This window comes from Paraburkholderia dipogonis, assembly GCF_046027395.1.
GTDB classification, from domain to species: domain Bacteria; phylum Pseudomonadota; class Gammaproteobacteria; order Burkholderiales; family Burkholderiaceae; genus Paraburkholderia; species Paraburkholderia dipogonis_A.
Window position 1 is genome coordinate 44,816 of sequence record NZ_JAQQEG010000004.1, and the last position, 18,587, is coordinate 63,402.

At 62.7% G+C, this 18,587-nt stretch carries 14 protein-coding genes and 1 riboswitch; of the genes, 2 read left to right on the plus strand and 12 right to left on the minus strand.

The window, feature by feature from the left end; translation table 11 throughout:
- Positions 1-15: 15 nt before the first annotated feature.
- Both PQR32_RS05805 and PQR32_RS05810 read right to left on the minus strand, forming a co-directional pair.
- Positions 16-708 carry a copper homeostasis protein CutC gene (locus PQR32_RS05805; protein ID WP_408223153.1) on the minus strand — a complete coding sequence of 231 codons (693 nt, stop codon included), beginning with the start codon at positions 706-708 and terminating at the stop codon, positions 16-18.
- A 34-nt stretch (positions 709-742) separates the two neighbouring features.
- Positions 743-2,020, minus strand: coding sequence for a sensor domain-containing phosphodiesterase (locus PQR32_RS05810; RefSeq protein WP_408223155.1), 1,278 nt, complete (start codon positions 2,018-2,020; stop codon positions 743-745).
- A 373-nt stretch (positions 2,021-2,393) separates the two neighbouring features.
- Here PQR32_RS05810 and PQR32_RS05815 point away from each other — a divergent pair, with 373 nt between their 5' ends.
- On the plus strand, positions 2,394-4,049 hold the full coding sequence (locus PQR32_RS05815) for a Na+/H+ antiporter (protein ID WP_408223157.1): 1,656 nt from the start codon (positions 2,394-2,396) through the stop codon (positions 4,047-4,049).
- A gap of 131 nt (positions 4,050-4,180) precedes the next feature.
- Here the strand turns inward: PQR32_RS05815 and PQR32_RS05820 are convergent, their stop codons facing one another.
- The 7 genes from PQR32_RS05820 to PQR32_RS05850 form a co-directional block, all read right to left on the minus strand.
- Positions 4,181-5,488, minus strand: a complete 1,308-nt coding sequence (locus tag PQR32_RS05820) for a solute carrier family 23 protein (protein ID WP_408223159.1) — start codon at positions 5,486-5,488, stop codon at positions 4,181-4,183.
- Positions 5,489-5,616: 128 nt separating this feature from the next.
- The gene (locus PQR32_RS05825) at positions 5,617-7,182 is read right to left on the minus strand and encodes a methyl-accepting chemotaxis protein (RefSeq protein WP_408223161.1); all 1,566 of its coding nucleotides are present in this window, start codon (positions 7,180-7,182) and stop codon (positions 5,617-5,619) included.
- A 425-nt stretch (positions 7,183-7,607) separates the two neighbouring features.
- Positions 7,608-8,222: a DUF2239 family protein gene (locus PQR32_RS05830; protein WP_408223163.1), complete on the minus strand. Its 615-nt coding sequence runs from the start codon at positions 8,220-8,222 to the stop codon at positions 7,608-7,610.
- 88 nt (positions 8,223-8,310) lie between these two features.
- Complete coding sequence (locus PQR32_RS05835; protein WP_408223165.1) at positions 8,311-9,843, minus strand: sensor domain-containing diguanylate cyclase; 1,533 nt, start codon at positions 9,841-9,843, stop codon at positions 8,311-8,313.
- Between the two features lie 167 nt (positions 9,844-10,010).
- The gene (locus PQR32_RS05840; RefSeq protein ID WP_408223167.1) at positions 10,011-10,712 is read right to left on the minus strand and encodes an NAD(P)H-binding protein; all 702 of its coding nucleotides are present in this window, start codon (positions 10,710-10,712) and stop codon (positions 10,011-10,013) included.
- 86 nt (positions 10,713-10,798) lie between these two features.
- A complete protein-coding gene (locus PQR32_RS05845) occupies positions 10,799-11,674 on the minus strand; it encodes an SDR family NAD(P)-dependent oxidoreductase (RefSeq protein ID WP_408223169.1) in 876 nt (291 codons plus the stop codon).
- 57 nt (positions 11,675-11,731) lie between these two features.
- Entirely contained in the window at positions 11,732-12,304 is a 573-nt protein-coding gene (locus tag PQR32_RS05850; protein ID WP_408223171.1) for a TetR/AcrR family transcriptional regulator, read from the minus strand.
- A 462-nt stretch (positions 12,305-12,766) separates the two neighbouring features.
- Between PQR32_RS05850 and PQR32_RS05855 the strand changes: the two genes are divergently transcribed.
- On the plus strand, positions 12,767-14,440 hold the full coding sequence (locus PQR32_RS05855; protein ID WP_408223468.1) for a methyl-accepting chemotaxis protein: 1,674 nt from the start codon (positions 12,767-12,769) through the stop codon (positions 14,438-14,440).
- A 103-nt stretch (positions 14,441-14,543) separates the two neighbouring features.
- On the opposite strand, the gene PQR32_RS05860 is transcribed toward PQR32_RS05855, so the two are convergent.
- The 3 genes from PQR32_RS05860 to PQR32_RS05870 form a co-directional block, all read right to left on the minus strand.
- Positions 14,544-14,972: a DUF3293 domain-containing protein gene (locus tag PQR32_RS05860; protein WP_408223173.1), complete on the minus strand. Its 429-nt coding sequence runs from the start codon at positions 14,970-14,972 to the stop codon at positions 14,544-14,546.
- 28 nt (positions 14,973-15,000) lie between these two features.
- Positions 15,001-15,105: riboswitch (SAM-I-IV-variant riboswitch) on the minus strand.
- Positions 15,106-15,290: 185 nt separating this feature from the next.
- Positions 15,291-17,177 carry a hypothetical protein gene (locus tag PQR32_RS05865; RefSeq protein WP_408223175.1) on the minus strand — a complete coding sequence of 629 codons (1,887 nt, stop codon included), beginning with the start codon at positions 17,175-17,177 and terminating at the stop codon, positions 15,291-15,293.
- Positions 17,178-17,347: 170 nt separating this feature from the next.
- A complete protein-coding gene (locus PQR32_RS05870; protein ID WP_408223177.1) occupies positions 17,348-18,568 on the minus strand; it encodes a glycosyltransferase in 1,221 nt (406 codons plus the stop codon).
- Positions 18,569-18,587 lie beyond the last annotated feature (19 nt).

Genomic DNA, 18,587 nt, shown 5'->3' on the forward strand with positions numbered 1-18,587 from the left:
GATTTAACTATTGGGTCATGCGTCCAGCAATGCTCTGACCTTCGCAACCTTTTGCGGATCGACCGGCGCGAGACCGTTGCTGTCCACCCGAACGCCCGAGCCGAAATGCACCGCTTCAACCTGTGTCCTGCTCACGAAACCGGCGATGGCATTCAACGTCAAACCCGCGCCGGCCAATACCGTGCAATGTGAACCGTCCGCCTGCTGCACCAGCTCGCGGATCGTGGCCTCCGCATTCAATACCGAAGGTTGCCCACCCGAGGTCAACACATTCGTCACGGCCTCGAAACCAAGTAGCACATCGAGTGATCGGCGCAAATCACGCGCTTCATCGAACGCACGATGGAAGGTGATAGCCAGTCCATCCGCCGCATCGATCGCACGGGCGAGGCCTTCGCGGTCGATCTCGCCGGCGGTGTTCAGCATGCCGATCACCACGCCATTCGCGCCCGCCGCTTTCACTGCCCGCACGTCGCGCAGCATCACCGCATAGTCGTCGGCGTCGTACACGAACGAACGGCTATGCGGCCGCACGATCACGTTCACGGGAATCTCGACCGCCGCCACCACCGCTTCGATCAGGCCGAGGCTAGGCGTCAGGCCGCCCTCGCCCATCGCGGTGACAAGTTCGAGCCGGTCAGCGCCGGCTTGCGCGGCAAGGCGCGCGTCGGCAACGGTTGTGGCAATGACTTCGAGAAGGACGGACATAAGCGCGGCTGAATGTCGTTAAAACGACATGATCTCAGAACTGCTCTTCGTCCACCCAATCGATATCGCCGCACAGCACGCAAGTCTGCTCACCCACGCGCGTCGCCACCGAAAGCGTCACGCACGGCAACGCCTCGTTGATCGACAGGTACGGCCGCGTCACATGCACGCGCTCCGGCGCATTGATCGCATCGCGGAAATACGGACGACGCAGCCAGTTCGCCCCTTGCGCGTCAGCAAGCGGCAGAAAGCGCGTTTCATGCGCCGCGCGATCGGCGCGCAGCACGACGTTACGGCCCGCCTGCTTACCCTTCGCGTCGAGCAGGAAACAGCGCGCGGCGTGGTCGAGCGCGAGAAAATTCCAGCAGACTTCCTCGAGCGGTTCGCCGGCCGCGAGCCGCTCCGCCGCCCGCTCGAAAGCCCGCAAGTACGGCACGAGCCGGCTGGCATTGCGGCGCTCGCGGGCGTCGGCCTGATCGCGATAACGCTCGGTGAGTTCGCTGATGCATGTGGTCGCGTGCAACGCGTCCGCCGCGCCGGGATTCGGACGGCCGAAGAAAAAGCCCTGCACGAAGTCCGCATTGCAGGCGAGCGCCATCTGCGCCTCATGCTCCGTCTCCACGCCTTCGACCAGCACCAGCTTGCCCGCTTCGTGCAGCAAGGCCACGAGGCCCGGCAGAATCGTCGCCATGTCGGCGCGATGCGCGGCGTGCGACAGCATGACGCGGTCAAGCTTCACGATGTCGGGATTCAATTGCCAGATCCGTTCGACGTTCGAGTGCCCCGCGCCGAAATCGTCGAGTGCGATCAGGAAGCCGCGTTCGCGAAACTGGCGCACGGCGTCGGCGAGACGCTCCAGATCTTCGGCGCGATGCTCGAGCACTTCGAGCACGATGCGCCGCGGCGGCAGATCGAGCCGCTTCAGCGTGGCCAGCAACGCGGCGGCGAGATACGGATCGGTGAGCGCTCCCGGATGCACGTTCAGGAACAGCCACTCGCGCTCGGCGCCGAGCATCTTGAAATTTTCCAGGTGCAGGGTCTGAGCCAGCTTGTCGACCTGCAGCACATCGCCGAGGCGCGCGGCCTCGCCGAATACGTCGAGCGGCGACACCGGCCGGTCGAGCGCATCGTGCGCGCGCAGCAGCCCCTCGTAACCGACCGCCCGCATATGCGACAGGCTGAAAATCGGTTGAAACACGCTGCTCAGCGTGAGTTCGCCATGCTGCACCGTAAAGCGTTCGAGCCCCGACGTCATCTCGACACCGAAGCCATGCGGCGCGCTGGCCGTCCTTTCCTGTTGCGCAATCGTCATGCAATCCTCTCACGCGAGAGCCGGGCCGGTCCGAACGCGGAAGCGAACAACCTCGGCGCCGTTTCTCAAATGTGCGTCATCGATATACCTTAAGCAAGCTCCATGCGCACGCTGACGCACATTCCAATGAAGTTTGTCCGAAAGATTGCACCCGTGTAAGGGAGCATGCGCCGCCCGTGGGCGTGGCGCGCACCGTTAAGGTGCGCCGATTCTTTCGAGGCACTTATATGCCCGGTTCGCCGCGTTCATGCGGGGCTGGGCGGGGCGCAACGCGTCGTCGGGCTAAACTTCGGCCTTACGCTTCGTCAGCGACGCGTGGCCGCATCGTCGAAGATCACCGACGTAACACCGTTATATCCCCAGAAATAGACCGATGGACATTGTCTTTACCGTATTGATTCTTTTGCTCGCCGTCACCGCGTCGGGGGTCGTCACGCGCATTCTGCCGATCGCCTTGCCGCTGCCGCTCGTGCAGATCGCGATCGGCGCATTGCTCGCATGGCCGAGGCTCGGGCTGCACGTCACGTTCGATCCGGAAATTTTCATGATGCTGTTCATTCCGCCGCTGCTGTTCGCGGACGGATGGCGCATTCCGAAGCGCGAGTTCTTCATGGCGCGCCGCTCGATCCTGATGCTCGCGCTCGGCCTCGTCTTCATGACGGTGCTGGTGGTCGGCTACTTCGTGCATGCGCTGGTGCCGTCGATGTCACTGCCGGTCGCGTTCGCTCTTGCCGCTGTGCTGTCGCCGACCGATGCGGTGGCGCTGTCCGGCATCGCCGGCAAGGGCAAGATTCCGGGGCGGCTCATGCATATCCTCGAAGGCGAGGCGTTGATGAACGACGCGTCGGGATTGGTCGCATTGAAGTTCGCGATTGCCGCGGCGCTGACCGGCGTGTTTTCGTTGCGCGACGCGTCGATCAGTTTCGTGATCATCGCCGTGGGCGGCCTCGCGACGGGTGCGGCAGTGAGCTGGCTGTTCAGCTTCGTGTCGGCGCGCTTTCTGAATCTGACGGAAGAAGGCGATCCGGCGCCTGGCGTCGTGATGACACTGCTGATTCCGTTCGCCGCTTATCTGATCGCCGAGCGTTTCGAATTGTCGGGCATTCTGGCCGCGGTCGCCGCCGGCATGATGATGAACTACTCGACCATTGCGAACGCCGGGCCGGCGTCATCGCGGGTGCGCGCCAACAGCACGTGGACGATGATCGAGTTCGTCTTCAACGGCATGGTGTTCATTCTGCTGGGACTGCAGTTTCCGCACATTCTCGGCCGGGCCTTGCTCGACGCGCACGAGACCAGCAACGTGCAGGTCTGGCTGCTGATCGGCTATATCGCCGCGGTGGCGGCGGCCCTCTATGCGATGCGCTTCGTGTGGGTGTGGCTGCTGCGCTGGTTCGCGAGCCGCAGCGCCGCCAGGCAAGGCGTAGCGAATGCGGTGCCAGGCTTGCGCACGGCCGCAGTGACGACGGTGGCCGGCGTGCGCGGTGCCGTGACGCTTGCGGGCGTGCTGTCGCTGCCGGAGGTGTTGCCGGGTGGCGCTCCGCTCCCGGGCCGCGATCTGGCGATTTTCATCGCGTCGGGCGTGATTCTGCTTTCGCTGCTGATTGGTGTGGTGGCGTTGCCCCTGTTACTGAGCGGCTGGCGTCGCGGCAAGGATCCGCATGCCGCCGAGGAGGCGCTCGCACGGACGATGGCGGCGCAAGCCGCGATTCGCGCCGTCGACGAAGTGCATGACACCGAGTGCGCGAATCTGGACGAGTCGGCCTCGGCGTATGCGGCGGATGTCACCGCGCGGGTGATGGACCTCTATCGGCGCCGCCTCGCCACGCTCGATGAAGAAAAGGAACCGCGCGAGCTGGCGCGCCGCGCCGATGCGCTGGAGTTCAGGATGAGGCTCGCGGCCATGCGAGCCGAGCGTAAGACGCTGCTCGCGCTGCGCGGCAGTCAGGAGATCAACGACGAAACGTTGAACAAGCTGATGCGCGAAGTGGATTTGTCGGAGACTGCGCTGACAGCGCGAAGGAAGTAACGCGCGCTCGCGCTGAATAGTTGCGATACCGGCGGCGAAGGTTTTTTCCTCGAGCGAGACAACGTGCGAGAGAAAAAAGCCAGCGCCGCCGACGAACCTGTAGAAACGAGTGATTCAGCGCGCGAGAAAAATCACGCCACCGGACCTTGCGCCGGCTTTCTTCTCAGTAGAGCGTAGAGAATGATCGCGCCGAACGTCGCGGTGCCGATGCCACCCAGACCGAAGCCGCCGAGCTTCAATGAGAAATCGCCTGCGCCGAGTACGAGTGTGACCGCGGCTACGATCAGATTGCGGTTGTCGGAGAAGTCCACCTTGTTGACGACCCAGATGCGCGCGCCGGTCACGGCGATCAGCCCGAACACGACGATCGACACGCCGCCCAGCACCGGCCCCGGAATGGTCTGGATCACCGCGCCGAACTTCGGCGAAAAACCGAGCACCAGCGCGATCACCGCCGCGATCACGAACACCAGCGTCGAGTAGATCTTCGTCACGGCCATCACGCCGATGTTCTCGGCATACGTCGTGACACCGGTGCCGCCGGCGAAGCCGGACACGATCGTCGCGAGTCCGTCGCCGAGAAATGCACGGCCGACATAGCGGTCCAGATTCTGGCCCGTCATCGCGCTCACCGCCTTGATATGCCCGAGGTTCTCCGCCACCAGAATCACCGCGATCGGCGCGAGCAAGGTCATCGCCTGCACGTTGAACACCGGCGCCGTGAAATGCGGCATACCGAACCATGCGGCGTTCGCGACGATGGCGAAATCGATCGGCTTGCCCATGCCGAGACCGTTCGTCACGATCGCGTAAATCACGTACGCCATCAGCAGACCGACCAGAATCAGCAGACGCTGCAGCATGCCGCGCGCGAACACCGCGACCGCGCCGACGCACAGCACGGTGACGAGCGCCATCCACGAATCGAAGTTGCTGCCGCTCACGCCGTGCACCGCGATCGGCGCCAGATTCAAACCGATCACGCAGACGATCGCGCCGGTCACCACCGGCGGCATCAGCGTCTCGATCCATTTGGTGCCGACCGCCGATACGATCAGGCCGATGAGGGCGTACACGACTCCGCACGCGATGATCCCGCCCAGCGCCACCGGAATGTTCATGTTCGGGCCGTGGCCGCCATAACCCGTCACCGCGATCACGAGACCGATGAACGCGAAGCTGGAGCCGAGATAGCTCGGCACGCGGCCGCCCACCAGCACGAAGAACAACAACGTGCCGATGCCCGACATGAAGATGCACAGGTTCGGATCGAAGCCCATCAGCAACGGCGCGAGTACCGTCGAGCCAAACATCGCGACGACGTGTTGCACGCCCATCGCGAACATCTGCGGCCACGCGAGCCGCTCGTCGGTGCCGACGATGCGGCCCTCGGCGGCCGCGGACTGGGGACGCCAGCGGGGGAAGTAGGAATCGGCCATGGCGGGGGTTCTCCTCTGTTCGGCGCTATTTATGGTGGCGCGGCGCAGGAACAAGGCGCCGCCCAGGAATTAGGCGCGAGTGTACGGAGTGCCATTGGGCCTGGCAAGCTCGGGGAAATGCGCGGCGCTCAGCCGTGCCGCGCTTCCAGCGAAAACACCATGACGGCCGCCTGCAACTGCCTTGCCTGATCCGCCATCGACGCCGCCGCGGCCGCCGCCTGCTCGACCAGCGCCGCGTTCTGCTGGGTCACGTCGTCCATCTGCGCGACAGCGCGATTGACTTCTTCGATGCCGGTGCTTTGTTCCTGCGACGCCGACGAAATCTCGCCCATGATGTCGGTCACGCGTTTCACTGCGTGCGTGACTTCGGCCATCGTCTGCCCGGCCCGCTCGGCCAGTTCAGCGCCGCTGCCCACGCGTGCCGTCGAGCTTTCGATCAGTTCCTTGATCTCCTTCGCCGACACCGCGCTGCGCTGCGCGAGCGAGCGCACTTCGCCCGCCACGACCGCAAAGCCGCGACCTTGTTCGCCGGCACGCGCCGCTTCCACCGCCGCGTTCAGCGCGAGAATGTTGGTCTGGAACGCGATCCCTTCGATCACCGCAATGATGTCCGTCATGCGCCTGGAGCCCGCCGCCAGCTCACGCATCGTTTCGACCACGTCGCCGACGAGATGGCTGCCGCGCGCCGCGACTTCCGACGCGCCGTGCGCCACACCGCCCGCCTGCTGCGCGTTCTCGGCGTTCATCTTCACCGTCGACGTGAGTTCCTGCATGCTCGACGCAGTCTCCTGCAGCGCGGCGGCTTGCTCTTCGGTGCGTTGCGACAGATCGGTATTGCCTTGCGCGATTTCGCCCGACGCCATCAGGATCGATTCGCTCGATTCACTGATGCCCGACACGATGCCCGCCAGCCGCTCACGCATATTGCGCAACGCGAACAGCAAGCTGTGAGAGTCGCCCGCGCGGGTTTCGACGCGCACGCTCAAGTCGCCGTCCGCGATGCGGTTGGCGATCTGCATCGCGTAATCCGGTTCACCGCCGAGTTGCCCGGACAGCCGGCGCGCGATCACCGTGGCGAGCAGCATGCCCGCGACGATCGCGCCCAGCACCAGCGCGCTCATGACGATCCGCATATGTTGATAGCCGGTGGACGCTTCCTGCTGCGCTTCGTTGGCTTGTTGGCGGCGATAGTCGATTAGCGCCGTGATGCGATCGCGCAGCGCCTCGCTCGATGCAATCGCGCGGCGCACGAGTTCGTTGTTGTCGACGCCCGCCGGAACCGGTTCGAGACCGATCTGCTGATGCACGATGCCTTCCCACACTGCCGACTTGCGCAGCACGTCGTCGAACATTTCCTGGCCCTTGCTCGTCTCGATCGTCGCGCGATACTGATCGTAGGCGGCGTGCATCTCCTTGAGCGAACCGACAATGCTGTCCTTCAACTTTTGACGGCCGGCGTCGTCGGCGGCGTAGCCGAGATTCGCGGCGGCCAGATCGGAATCGATCTTGTGGCGGTTCGCCTCTTCCATCCAGTACAGGCCGTTCATGTGTTTATCGCAGATGGCGTCGGTAATGCCGTGCATCGACGACAGCGTACTCAGCGACGTCGCGCCGATCACGACGCCAAAACCAGTCACCACGGCAAACGCCAGCAGCAGTTTTCTGAACACGGGCATGCGGTCGAACCACTTCATTTCACCATCCTTCATGAGTCACGACGGGACGTTTGCGCCACCACGCCATCGCGAAACCTTTCGCGATCTTCCGGATACGTAGCGGCTCCCACCTCATTTACGGCGGCCATCACACAGACTTGATGCGATAAATGTCAGGAATAACCGGGACAGGATGTTGTAAGCAATGCTTAGCGCACGTGGCTCAATCGCGAGACGCCATGCGGCCGGCGTATCGGCGATATGTTTGGGATTCGTCTGATGTATGGGGGCGAGGCAAGCCCTTAGACTTGTTCTGCTGCGTTGACCCCCATGAGTAAGCGCATGCGATGTTGTTGTAACTCTCCGACTTTTCCGCTCACGCTTCCCCGGTGTGAGCGGTTTTTTTTCGTCTGTGCGAGCCGTTGTTTGCGCGGTTGGCGAAAGGTGCTGGCACTCGCTTGCGTTTACGCGTGCGTCGCGAAAGCGGCGTCCGCGAGTCGCAAGGTGTAGTCGCGTACGTCGTCCGGCCACGCCGCGACGATCTCTTCAAAACGCGGGCGATCGTCGGCATACAGCGCGCGGGTGGCATCTTCATAGCGCGGCAGATTGCCAGCCAACGCGGTCATGAAGCGGTATACAGCTTCCTGCGCCACGCGTTGGCGGTCCTTGTCCTCGCCCGCGGCGCGCGCCGCGTCGACCAGTTTGCGCAACGCGACCGAAGCGCCGCCCGACTGCCCGTTTAGCCAATCCCAATGACGCGGCAACAACGTGACTTCTCTCGCCACCACCCCGAGCTTGGGCCGGCCACGACCGCGTGGAGCGTCCTCCGCTGCGTCGGCGGTGGCGTGAGTGGTTTCGGCGCCATCATTTTGGCTTGCCAGTCGTGCGACGATCTCGTCGGCCGTGCCACGCAGATCGAATTCGACCGGCCGAGTGGTGACGTCGTCGAAGACCAGGACCGGCGCCTGTTCGCCGCGCGCGAGCACTTCTCTTACCGCGAGCGCCACGTCGGGCAAAGCGCCCGACGCGATGCGGCGATGGCCTTCGAAGGCAGTGCAGGTGAGCGAATGGACGGTCATGACAAACTCCAGAAGAAGAATTTGTCGAATTATATCCGGGTTAAATTCAAATGCAATATATTACCCGGGTAAATTTATGCGGCGCCCCTCATACGGAGTTCCGCGCTTCGGTTCCCGGCGCCACCGTGGCGCCGCCGCGGGGCGACGCGTGCGTCATGGTGCGATAGCACAGCACGCGGTTGCGGCCCGCATCTTTGGCTTCGTACAGGGCGTCGTCGGCGGCATTCAGGAGGGCGCGGCTCGTTGCGAATGCCTGGCCTCGCGTGGTGGCGATGCCGATGCTGACCGTCAGCACATGATGCGAACTCGCCACGTGGCGAAGCTGGAGCGCCTGCACCGCGGCGCGAATCTTTTCGGCGATGAAGGTTGCGCCGGTTTCGTCGGTATCCGGCAGCAGCACGGCGAACTCTTCGCCGCCATAACGCGCCGCCGTATCGCCCGGACGCCGCACGCTCTGCGCGATGCAGCGTGCCACGCCGGTGAGCGCGTCGTCGCCGGCGGAATGGCCGTACAGGTCGTTAAAGCCCTTGAAACTGTCGACGTCGATCAGCAGCATCGACAGCGGCCAGGCGTTGCGCTGCGCGCGGCGCCACTCCTCTTCCGCGTGTTCCTCAAAGGTGCGGCGATTGTTCAGGCCGGTCAGCCCGTCGGTGCGCGCCAGCACGCGCAACTCTTCTTCGGCCGCGCGGCGATGCCGCAACTGATGCGAAAACAGGACGGCCAGCGCGATGATCGTCACGTCGAGCGCGGCGATCAGCGAGCCGATGATCCACGCGCGGTGCCGCCACTCCACGTAGATATCGTGTGTGGACAGCGCGACGTCGAGAATCAGCGGATACATGTCGATATGGCGGAACGCGTACCAGCGCTCGACGCCGTCGATCGCCGCCGTGCCGAAGAAGTCCCCGCTCGGCTGCTGCGTGAAGCGCGAGTAATTGGCGGTGCCAGTGAGGTTGATACCGATGATTTTCGGATCGTAAGGACGCCGCATCAGCATCGTGCCGTCGCTCAGCATCAGCGCCATCGACCCGCCGGCGCCGAGATTCATGCCGGCGAACAGGCTGCGGAAATAGGTGAGACGCATGGTGCCGGCCACCACGCCGCCGAAACTGCCGTCCGGTCGCGTGATACGCCGGCTCAGCGCGATGCTGACTTCCTTGCCGCTGATCTTCGGCATGAACGGATGGCTGATGTACAGGCCGACGTTGGGCGAGTCCCGCTGCACCTTGAAGTAGTCGCGGTCGGCGAGATTGACGCGGCGCGGCGGCGAGGCTTGCGAGTCGAACTTGACGTTGCCGGTCTCGTCGGTCACGAGGATCGAGCCCATGTCTTTGGCGCTTGCCGAGCCGTCGAACAACACCATCTGGCGGATGGCCGGCTCCAGGTCGAGTACTCCGGGCTGTTTCAGGCCGTCGATCACCGCGCGCAGCGAGAGATCGTAAATCTCCAGATTGCGCGACACGTCGCGCTCGACCAGCAGCGACACGTTGAAGACCGAATCCTGGGCGCGCCGCAATGCGTCGTCGCGCATCTGCGCCAGCACCCACACGGCAATCGCAAGGATCGCACTGGCCAGCACGATGCTGATCGCAATCACGATGTTCGGTCGGCGCGTCACCATGGGCTTTTCTTTCGAACATGCGCTGACCTACGCGCGTGAAGAAGAGGGCCGCGTCCGGACCGGCGCGTACCGTGAACCGGTAGCGTACCAGACGATGTGCCGCGCCGAATCAGCGAAAAGACAGGTTTTTGTTCGAGGTGGGCTAGATTGACACGGCTTGCCCGTGCTCAGCCGGTGTGCAGATCGAGCATAGGCCCGGCTGCTGACCGGCTCAACGCGCGAATATCGGCGGTCTCGAGCACCGCCTTGTCGGCGCCATGGCGGGCGACCGCCAGCATGGCGAGGCCGATGTCTTCGGTGCTCAGAATCTGGTTGGGGAAAAGCGCGCGCAGCGTCGACAGGAAAGGCCGGGCCAGCGTGTAGAACAGCTGGTACGAGCGGGTCTTGGAGCGCGCGCCGTTCAGCGGTTGAATCACGCCCGGACGGAACAGGTAGACGCCCTTGAACGGCAACCGCTGCAAGGCATTCTCAGTCTTGCCCTTGACGCGTGCCCACATGCTGCGGCCTTGCTCCGTGCTGTCGGTGCTCGCACCGGACACGTAGACGAAGGTCATCTGCGGATTGAGACGGACGAGCGTCTGCGCCGCCGTCAACGTGAGGTCGTAGGTGAGGCGCGAATACTCCGCCTCCTGCATTCCCACCGACGACACGCCCAGACAGAAGAAACACGCGTCGAAACCCGTGAGCTGCGCTTCCACCGCGCGATAGTCCATCAAGTCGGGCTGAATCACTTCGATGAGCCGTGGATCGAGCTGGCCGGTGCGAGTGCGGCCGACCGTCCGGACCGCTTCGACATCGGGTGCGCGCAGACACTCGCGCAACACGCCCTGCCCGACCATGCCGGTCGCGCCAAAAATGAGAACCTTCATGATGCATGCTCCATGGTCACGCCCGCCCAGCGCGTGTTAGTCAGTGCTTCGGATATCGCCCACGTCGAGCGCCGCGTGCTGGCCGCTCAAGCTTTCGCCGATGCGGCCGGAAACGTCGGCAGCGGCGACGGCGCGGAGAAATCCGTCGACTCGCTGACGGCACGCCACGCTTGTGCGTCAGCGGCGCGCGCCTTCTCGCCTTCTCCACAGTAGTGCAATGCGTCGGTGCCCAACAAAAGGTGCGCCGGCAAAGCATCGTGGTAAGCGAGCTTGAGCACCACTTGCGCGACCTTCGCCGGATCGCTGGCTTCGTGGCCGATGTACTGCGACAGCATATCGACGACGGCGCCCACCGACGGCACGTAATCCGGCCACAATTCCGGCGTGGCGCCGGCCGCCTCATTGCCCCACTCCGTTTTCATGCCACCTGGTTCGAGCGCGGTGACGTGAACGCCGAACGGCGCGAGTTCCTGGCGGATCACCTCGGTAAAGCCGCCCACCGCCCACTTGGCCGCCTGGTAAGCGCTCAAGCCGGCAATCCCCACGCGCCCGCCCACCGAGGAAATCTGGATGATGTGCCCGGCGCGCTGCTGTCGCAGCACCGGCAACGCCGCGCGCGTCACGTTGACGACGCCGTAGAAGTTGGTGTCGATCTGCGCCCGGAAATCGTCCTCGGAGCTTTGCTCGAACGGCACCAGGTGACCGAAGCCCGCATTGTTGACCACCACGTCCAGCCGGCCGAACGCGTCGACGGCGGCTTGCACGGCTTGGCGCGACGCCTGCGAATCCGTGACATCGAGCGCGACCGCGCGGACCCGCTCGCCGTAACGCGCAGTCAGATCCACCAACCGACGCGGATCGCGCGCCGTCGCGACGACCTGCTCGCCTGCCTGCAAAGCTGCTTCGACAATCTCGCGCCCAAGTCCACGGGCACTGCCGGTAACCAACCAGACCTTAGCCATATTGCATTCCTTGAAATTGGTTGAGCAAGTAATCACTCATTAATACGACAAAAAAACTCAATGGTGGGCGATCGCATTCCAGAACGCGTCGAAGCCCGCCTGGCGATAACGCTCGGCCTCAGCCGGTTCCCGAGCGATGAAGTCCATGGTCGTTTCCGCCAAAGCGCCCATGATCGCCGACAGAAAAGCCGGCGGATGATCCCGCAACGCGCCACTCGCCACGCTTGCCTGAATCATGGCGTTGATGTCGGCGAACGATTGCATGCCCGTCGCCCGCGTGTGGTCGGTCAATCGCTCGGACACGGCCAGTTGCGCCATGGCGCGGCGCTTGTTCGGCTGCGCGACGCCCCAGTCGACGAACTTGTTCCACACGTGCTGCGCCCGTTCGCGCACGGTGGCGTGCTTCGGATAGCCCTCCACCATCACTTCGCGCAGTTCGGCCTTGATGTCGAGATACAGGACGTTCAGCAAGTCGTCTTTGTTGTCGAAATACGTGAACAGCGTGCCTTCCGCCACGCCTGCCACCTTGGCGATGCGCGAGGTGGGCGCGCCGAGCCCTTGCTCGGCGATGACCTCGGCGGCTGCAGCCAGGATGGCGTTACGTTTGTCTTCGCTCTTGGGACGGGCCATGCGGATTCGGTTTCTGCTACGGACAATAAATGAGTGATTGCTCAATCATATACATGAACGGCCACCTGTTCAAGCTCATTTCCCATCGCGCTCAAGAAGATGCTTTCATCACGCGCCAAAATATATTCATTTGTCACGAAATCCAACTTTCTTCGGTCATCGCGGGCAAACCTTTTAGAGATATACCCGATCTGCCCTTAAGTACTCGAGCGCGCGGACCGATATCCGGTAAATGGGATACCCATTTTGTGTCTCACGCCGAGGCGCTTTCATTGATGCATCGACGTGAGACACCGAAGGGATAGACCGCGCGACCCGCCGCGATGGATGGCGGTCATATAGACGCTCCCATGCCCGGACCTGAGAGTCCATTGCGAACGCATCCACGTTTCGTTATTGGAGAAAAAAATCGTGACACTGAAGCACCTCACCATCAAAGCAAAACTCATTGCCGGTTTTGGCATGCTGTCTCTTATCGTCGTCGCGGTTTCCGGGCTTTCCCTGAAGGCACTTAGCGACTCGACCGATGGATTTTCCGGGTTCGTGCACGGCATCAACGCACGCGCGGACATGGCGGTGCAGGTGCGAACCGCCGTCGACCGCCGGGCCATCGCCGCGCGCAACCTCGTGCTCGTGACCAAACCTCAGGATCTCGACCTGGAGAAAGCCGATGTGCTGCGCGCGCACGAAGATGTGCAAACCGATCTGAAAAAACTCAACGACATGATCGCGACCGCAACCGACACGTCGGAGAAAGCGCGCAGTCTCGTCGCCGAGATCAACCGGGTGGAGGCGTTGTACGGACCGGTCGCCACCGACATCGTCAATCTCGCGCTGGCCAACAAACGCGACGATGCGATCGTCAAGATGGACGATCAATGCCGGCCGTTGCTCGCCGCGCTGATTCGCGCGACCAACGCGTATGCCGACTACACGCATGGCCGCCAGGAACAGATCATCAACGAATACGCGGCGCACTACGAGAACCAGCGCAACCTGCTGATCGCGATCAGCCTGATCGCGGTGGCGCTCGCGATCGGCGCATGCGTGCTGATCACGCGCGCGGTGACCGGACCGCTGCGCCAGGCGATCGACGTCGCGCGCACCGTGTCGGAAGGCGATTTGCGCACGCGCATCACCGTCGACGGCAGCGATGAAACCAGCAAGCTGCTGGGCGCCTTGCGCGAGATGAACGAACGGCTGACGAAGATCGTCGGACGCGTGCGCGACAGCAGTACGAGCATCGCCGGCGCGGCGCGCGAGATCGCCGCGGGCAATATGGATCTGAGCCAGCGCACCGAACAGCAAGCGGCCTCGCTGCAGGAAACGGCGTCGAGCATGGAGGAACTCACGTCCACGGTGAAGCAGAACGCCGACAATGCGCAGCAAGGCAGCATGCTGGCCGCGAATGCTTCGTCGGTCGCGCAGAAAGGCAGCGAGGTGGTCGGCCAGGTAGTGAGCACGATGCACGACATCAGCGAGAGCTCGACCAAGATCGCGGACATCACGGGCATCATCGAAGGCATTGCGTTTCAGACCAACATTCTCGCGCTCAACGCGGCCGTCGAAGCCGCGCGCGCCGGTGAGCAGGGCCGGGGTTTCGCGGTGGTGGCGAGCGAAGTCAGAAGCCTGGCGCAGCGCTCATCGAGCGCGGCGAAGGAGATCAAGGATCTGATTGCCACCTCCGTGGACAAGATCCGCGACGGCTCGGCGCTCGCGGGCGAAGCGGGCAAGACGATGGCCGACGTCACCCAGGCGGTGGCGCGGGTGACGGACATCATGTCGGAGATCGCGGCGGCATCGAGTGAACAAAGCCGTGGCATCGAGCAGGTCAATCTTGCGATCACGCAGATGGATAACGTCACGCAACAGAATGCCGCTTTGGTGGAAGAAGCGGCGGCGGCTTCGCGGTCGATGGAAGATCAGGGGCAGCAATTGAATGAGGCTGTGGCGTTCTTTCAGATTTTGAGTGGTGATCGTGCGGGAATTGTTTCTGCTGGTCCGCTGCAAAAGGAGGCGCCGCGGCGCGAGCTGCATGTCGTGCCTGTGCGGCGTACTGTGCGCGCGACGGCCGCGCCGGTTGCCGCATTGGCGACGGCAGCGGTCAGCGCGGATGATGGGTGGGATAAGTTCTGAGTTTTCTCTGGTTGAGCGCCGAGCTTGTATGGGCGGCGCTCGACCAGGATGTGTGCGAGAAGGAATCCGGCTGGCGAATCAGCCGAATTAAATCAACGACGATTCATCGCAGCAGGACAAGCTGAGGTTTCGCGTCGGCGCCTGACCAGACGATGGCGTTCTGACCGTATCGCGTGCCGAGTGTCTTTGCGGCCTCAAGTGCGAGTCCCAATACGAGGAAACTCGTTTCGCCCGGCCAACTGTTCGATGGGTGTTGACCGATGCCGTCGACAAAAGTCAGGCCAAGTTCCTTGAGCTCATTGGCCAGCGCCTGTTGTTTGGCGGCATTGAACTCATCGCTGGCATTCTGGCTGAAGGGATTGCACGCGGTGATGAATGCACTGCAGTCGGTGTGATGAGCTTTATGCAGCGTCGCCAGCGTTGGGCTGGTCTCGCCGATCTTTAATGTCGTGGGCGTGTCGCCGTGAACACGGTAGCACGTCTCCAGATAGGCCTGGATCGTCTCGCGGGGAATGTCTGAGTCAGTCAACAAAAAACCCTCCGTTCAAGGAGGGTCGACGCGCTATCCGTTTGGTTGCTCGCTCCGGAGCCACATCCGCTTTCGCGATCCACCTTGCCCGGGAGGCAGGTTGGCTTGGGCGTCGACCCAATTCAGAATGTGCGGGGATTGGAGCATGTGGGGGATGCGGTTGTCAAGGCGGCGCGGTGCTGCCGCCGAATGCGCAAAAACCTCTGCCCGAATGCAAAACAACGCACCCTATCGCGAGATGTAGTGCGTTGTTTCTTGAGAACTTCGTGGTGGCGAGGAAGACATTGCAACTGACTCGACAATCGTGCGCCGCCAATGCCTTTAAGAGCGCGCCGTCAGACTCCTGTCACGCCTCATGTACATCCATCTCTTGTACCCTTGCGCCAACCTCATGACCAGCATCAGCATGGTCCGATGCACAAGTCTCAGATCGCGGCGCGCCTGAATGCCAGCCGCCCATTGGTTCTGGCGAATGTACATAACGACTTCGCGACGGGCCCGTGGCGACACGAGACCCTTGAACAGCTTCCGGATACCCGGAACCACGGATTTGTCGACGAACTGGCCCGCTCCGAACACGTCGTTCTGATTGAGCGCGCTATAAGCCGCGACAAAATCGTCGAGTGGATTCGCGAGGACATTCGCCCAAATCTTGCGCGCCGGCGTTCTGAGTTCGTCGGCTGTAATCGCGCACATTTCGACGTAGCGCGCCCACGCACGCGTGCCACGCAAGAAGCCGGCCTGGAAGCCTTCGACGAACTCCTTACTCAATGCATGCGCGAAATCGGCGTCCGCGCGAATCACGGTAATGTCGCCACTATCGGGACACGCACGATATCCCGAAACCGAACCCGCGGACGAACTGAACAGCATCTCGATGGGCGCGACGGCATCGAGCAGCGACGGATCTCCCGACGCTTCGTTGGCGTTCGGCCCGAATGCCCGCTTGCTGACGTTCGACGGCTGTTCGTTCAGATAACGCTGCAAGCCCAGATAGTGACCGCGGAACTGCACCGCGGGAAGCAGCCAGGCGAGATTGTCCTGAATCGTTCCGCGCCAGCCAATGTCGACGACGCCCACCACGCGCGCCTCGTCGCCCAGCCCTTGCGACGCGAGGTAAGCCAGCAGGAGCGCCCGGTCGGCGCGAATTCGCTCTTCGATCCGCGAAGAAAAATCCGGATCGGCGAACAGACGGATGATTCGTTCGTCCTTCCAGGGATGCCTGATCTCGTCGGTCAAGGACAACTGATACTTCGCACATGTTTCCGAAAACGGCTCGGGGTCCATGCCCATCGATCTGAGCAGCGCGGCCAGCGAGTGCGTGGAATAGAGATTCCACAGACGACGCATTTCCGAAGGTGTGACTTCCCTCAGCGAAGCGCAAAACGTTGCAAGGCGGCTGACCTCGAGCACCGATGCCTTCGGCAAAACATGACCGGCATACTCCCCGCGAGGAAAGAGTTCGTTCCACACGCGCAGAAAGAACTCGCCCTCACGGGAAAAGAAGTACACGTGTTCGAGACCTTCGGCCAGCGCGCGTTCCGCGATGTCGAGGCAAAAGCCGACGACGAGCGGAGCCGCGTGCGCACCCGCGCGTAGCGCGGCTTCGCGCGCCGAGAGGCGTTCAGCGGAGCACTCGCCCAGATCCGCGAGCACCTCTGCGTCGATACGCCGGAACAGCGCTGCACGATCCGCGAAAAGCGACTCGCGATCCACGCGTTTCGCATGCTCGGCTTCCGGCACAAAGTGGACGACATTCACGCCGAGCGCGCGAGGCACTTCGACGTCGGCAACCGCGTTGTCTCCGATGTGAACATGCTCCGGCGGCGTAGTCTGATACAGCGCCTGGACATGGCCGAACAATTTTCCCGACCGCTTGTTCACGCCGATATCGCAGGAGCTGATTCCGTTAGGGACGAACGCGTCGATGCCGTGGCCCTTGAGCAGCGTGCGCAAGCGCTCCGCAGACATGTAAAAGTCGGAGAGAAAGAGCGTCTTCTCGGCCGGATGTTGCTCCACGACCTGCCTGATCGTCGGATCCGGATAGGTGTGCCGCAACTCGAAATTCACTTCGAAGTCGGCAAGCTTCGCCGGCACCTCGGCGTCGATATGTCGATCGACGAGTTTGCGCAGCCAATGGGTCAGGACGTCGACGATTTCGTACTCGTTGTCGCGGCCCGCGGCACGCGCGGCATCGGCGAGTTCCATCTCCTGCTCGACGCGAAGGCGGTAAACGTCCCACACGCTCTTAAATCGTCTTGAAATACCGAGGTGCGGATCCAGAAAAGCATTCAGGGCCGTGGCCAGTTTCGCGAATTCCGGATGGCAATTCCGCCTCAGTAGCGTATCCCAAACGTCGATGGTTCTTAGCTTGTACATCAGTAGGCCTTGCGTTTGCCGATGAACACCTCGCTCACCGCTTCGAACTGCTTCAGGCGGCGTGCCCATTCAGCCGGGAGCTTGCCAGCAAGCGCCCGCAATTTTTGACGGCGGACAGTCGACGAAATGTTCGCGAGCCGGAGCTTCTCGTCCCGTCCGTAATTGCTCCACGCTTCCGCGACCATGGCCGCGCAGGTTTCGCGCGACACTGCAGGTTCTTCGAGGCACGAGCGCACCCAGTCCGCGAACTGTGCGGACGACTTGCTCCAGGACGGCCAGTTCTGCGCAGTACGCAGCGCGCCTTCCTTCAGTCGCGACAACTCGCTGGAATCGCTCAGCAATTCGCGGATCGCGGCCACGACGCCGTCGAGATTTCGCGCGGAAATGACGCGCGCGTTCTCCCCGTCGACGATGTATTCGTCGTGCCCCGTGACGTCGAAGACAATCGACGTGCCGCCGCAGTGGAAAATCTCGAGCGGCGGACCGAACATGCCTTCCACCGTGCTCAGCTTCAGCAGAATGTCGCACGACCGGTAAATTTCCGCCGTCTTCACCATTGGCACGCGGGAAAATACCTTCGACACGCCGGGTACCCACTGCACCGGCGAGCCGGTCAGCAGCCAGATATCGCGCGCGCCCGCTTCGCGCGCGAGCCGAATCGCCAAAGCGGTGTTCTTGAACGAGACGCCGAAATGACCTTCCACGAGTACGCGCGGACGTTTCGGATCTCTCGGCGCTATCGTCGGTCCGACCGTGTCGTACACGTCCTTGCGGATGCCGTTCTTCACTAGTGCCGCATCCTGACCATAGGACGTTTTCAGATACTCCTGAATCCACGTGGCCTCGGTGATGTAACGGACCGGCAGCCGATAGGTCGCATCGACGAGCGCGCGCAGCGGCACCTCGACTTCCGGATAGAAGCGCGATTCGATTGACTGTACGAAATAGGCGTAGCGACTTGCATTGAATGCCGGCAGCTCGAGAGCGGTCTTCCACCACGTCGCGATCACGAGGTCATAGCGCTCGCTCTTCGCGTCCTCGATCGGGATGCAATGCAGCCGGCTGGCTTCGTTGTGCCACGCTAGCGTCGCTGCGGTGAATGGCTCCTGCACCGCGAGCGTAACGTCGTAACCGTTGTCGCGCAGATAGCTGGCATGCTGGACAATTACGTACGTTCCTCCGCTGATCGTCATCGACCCGACAAGGAAGCAAATCTTCATCTTTACGTCGCCCTGTTTT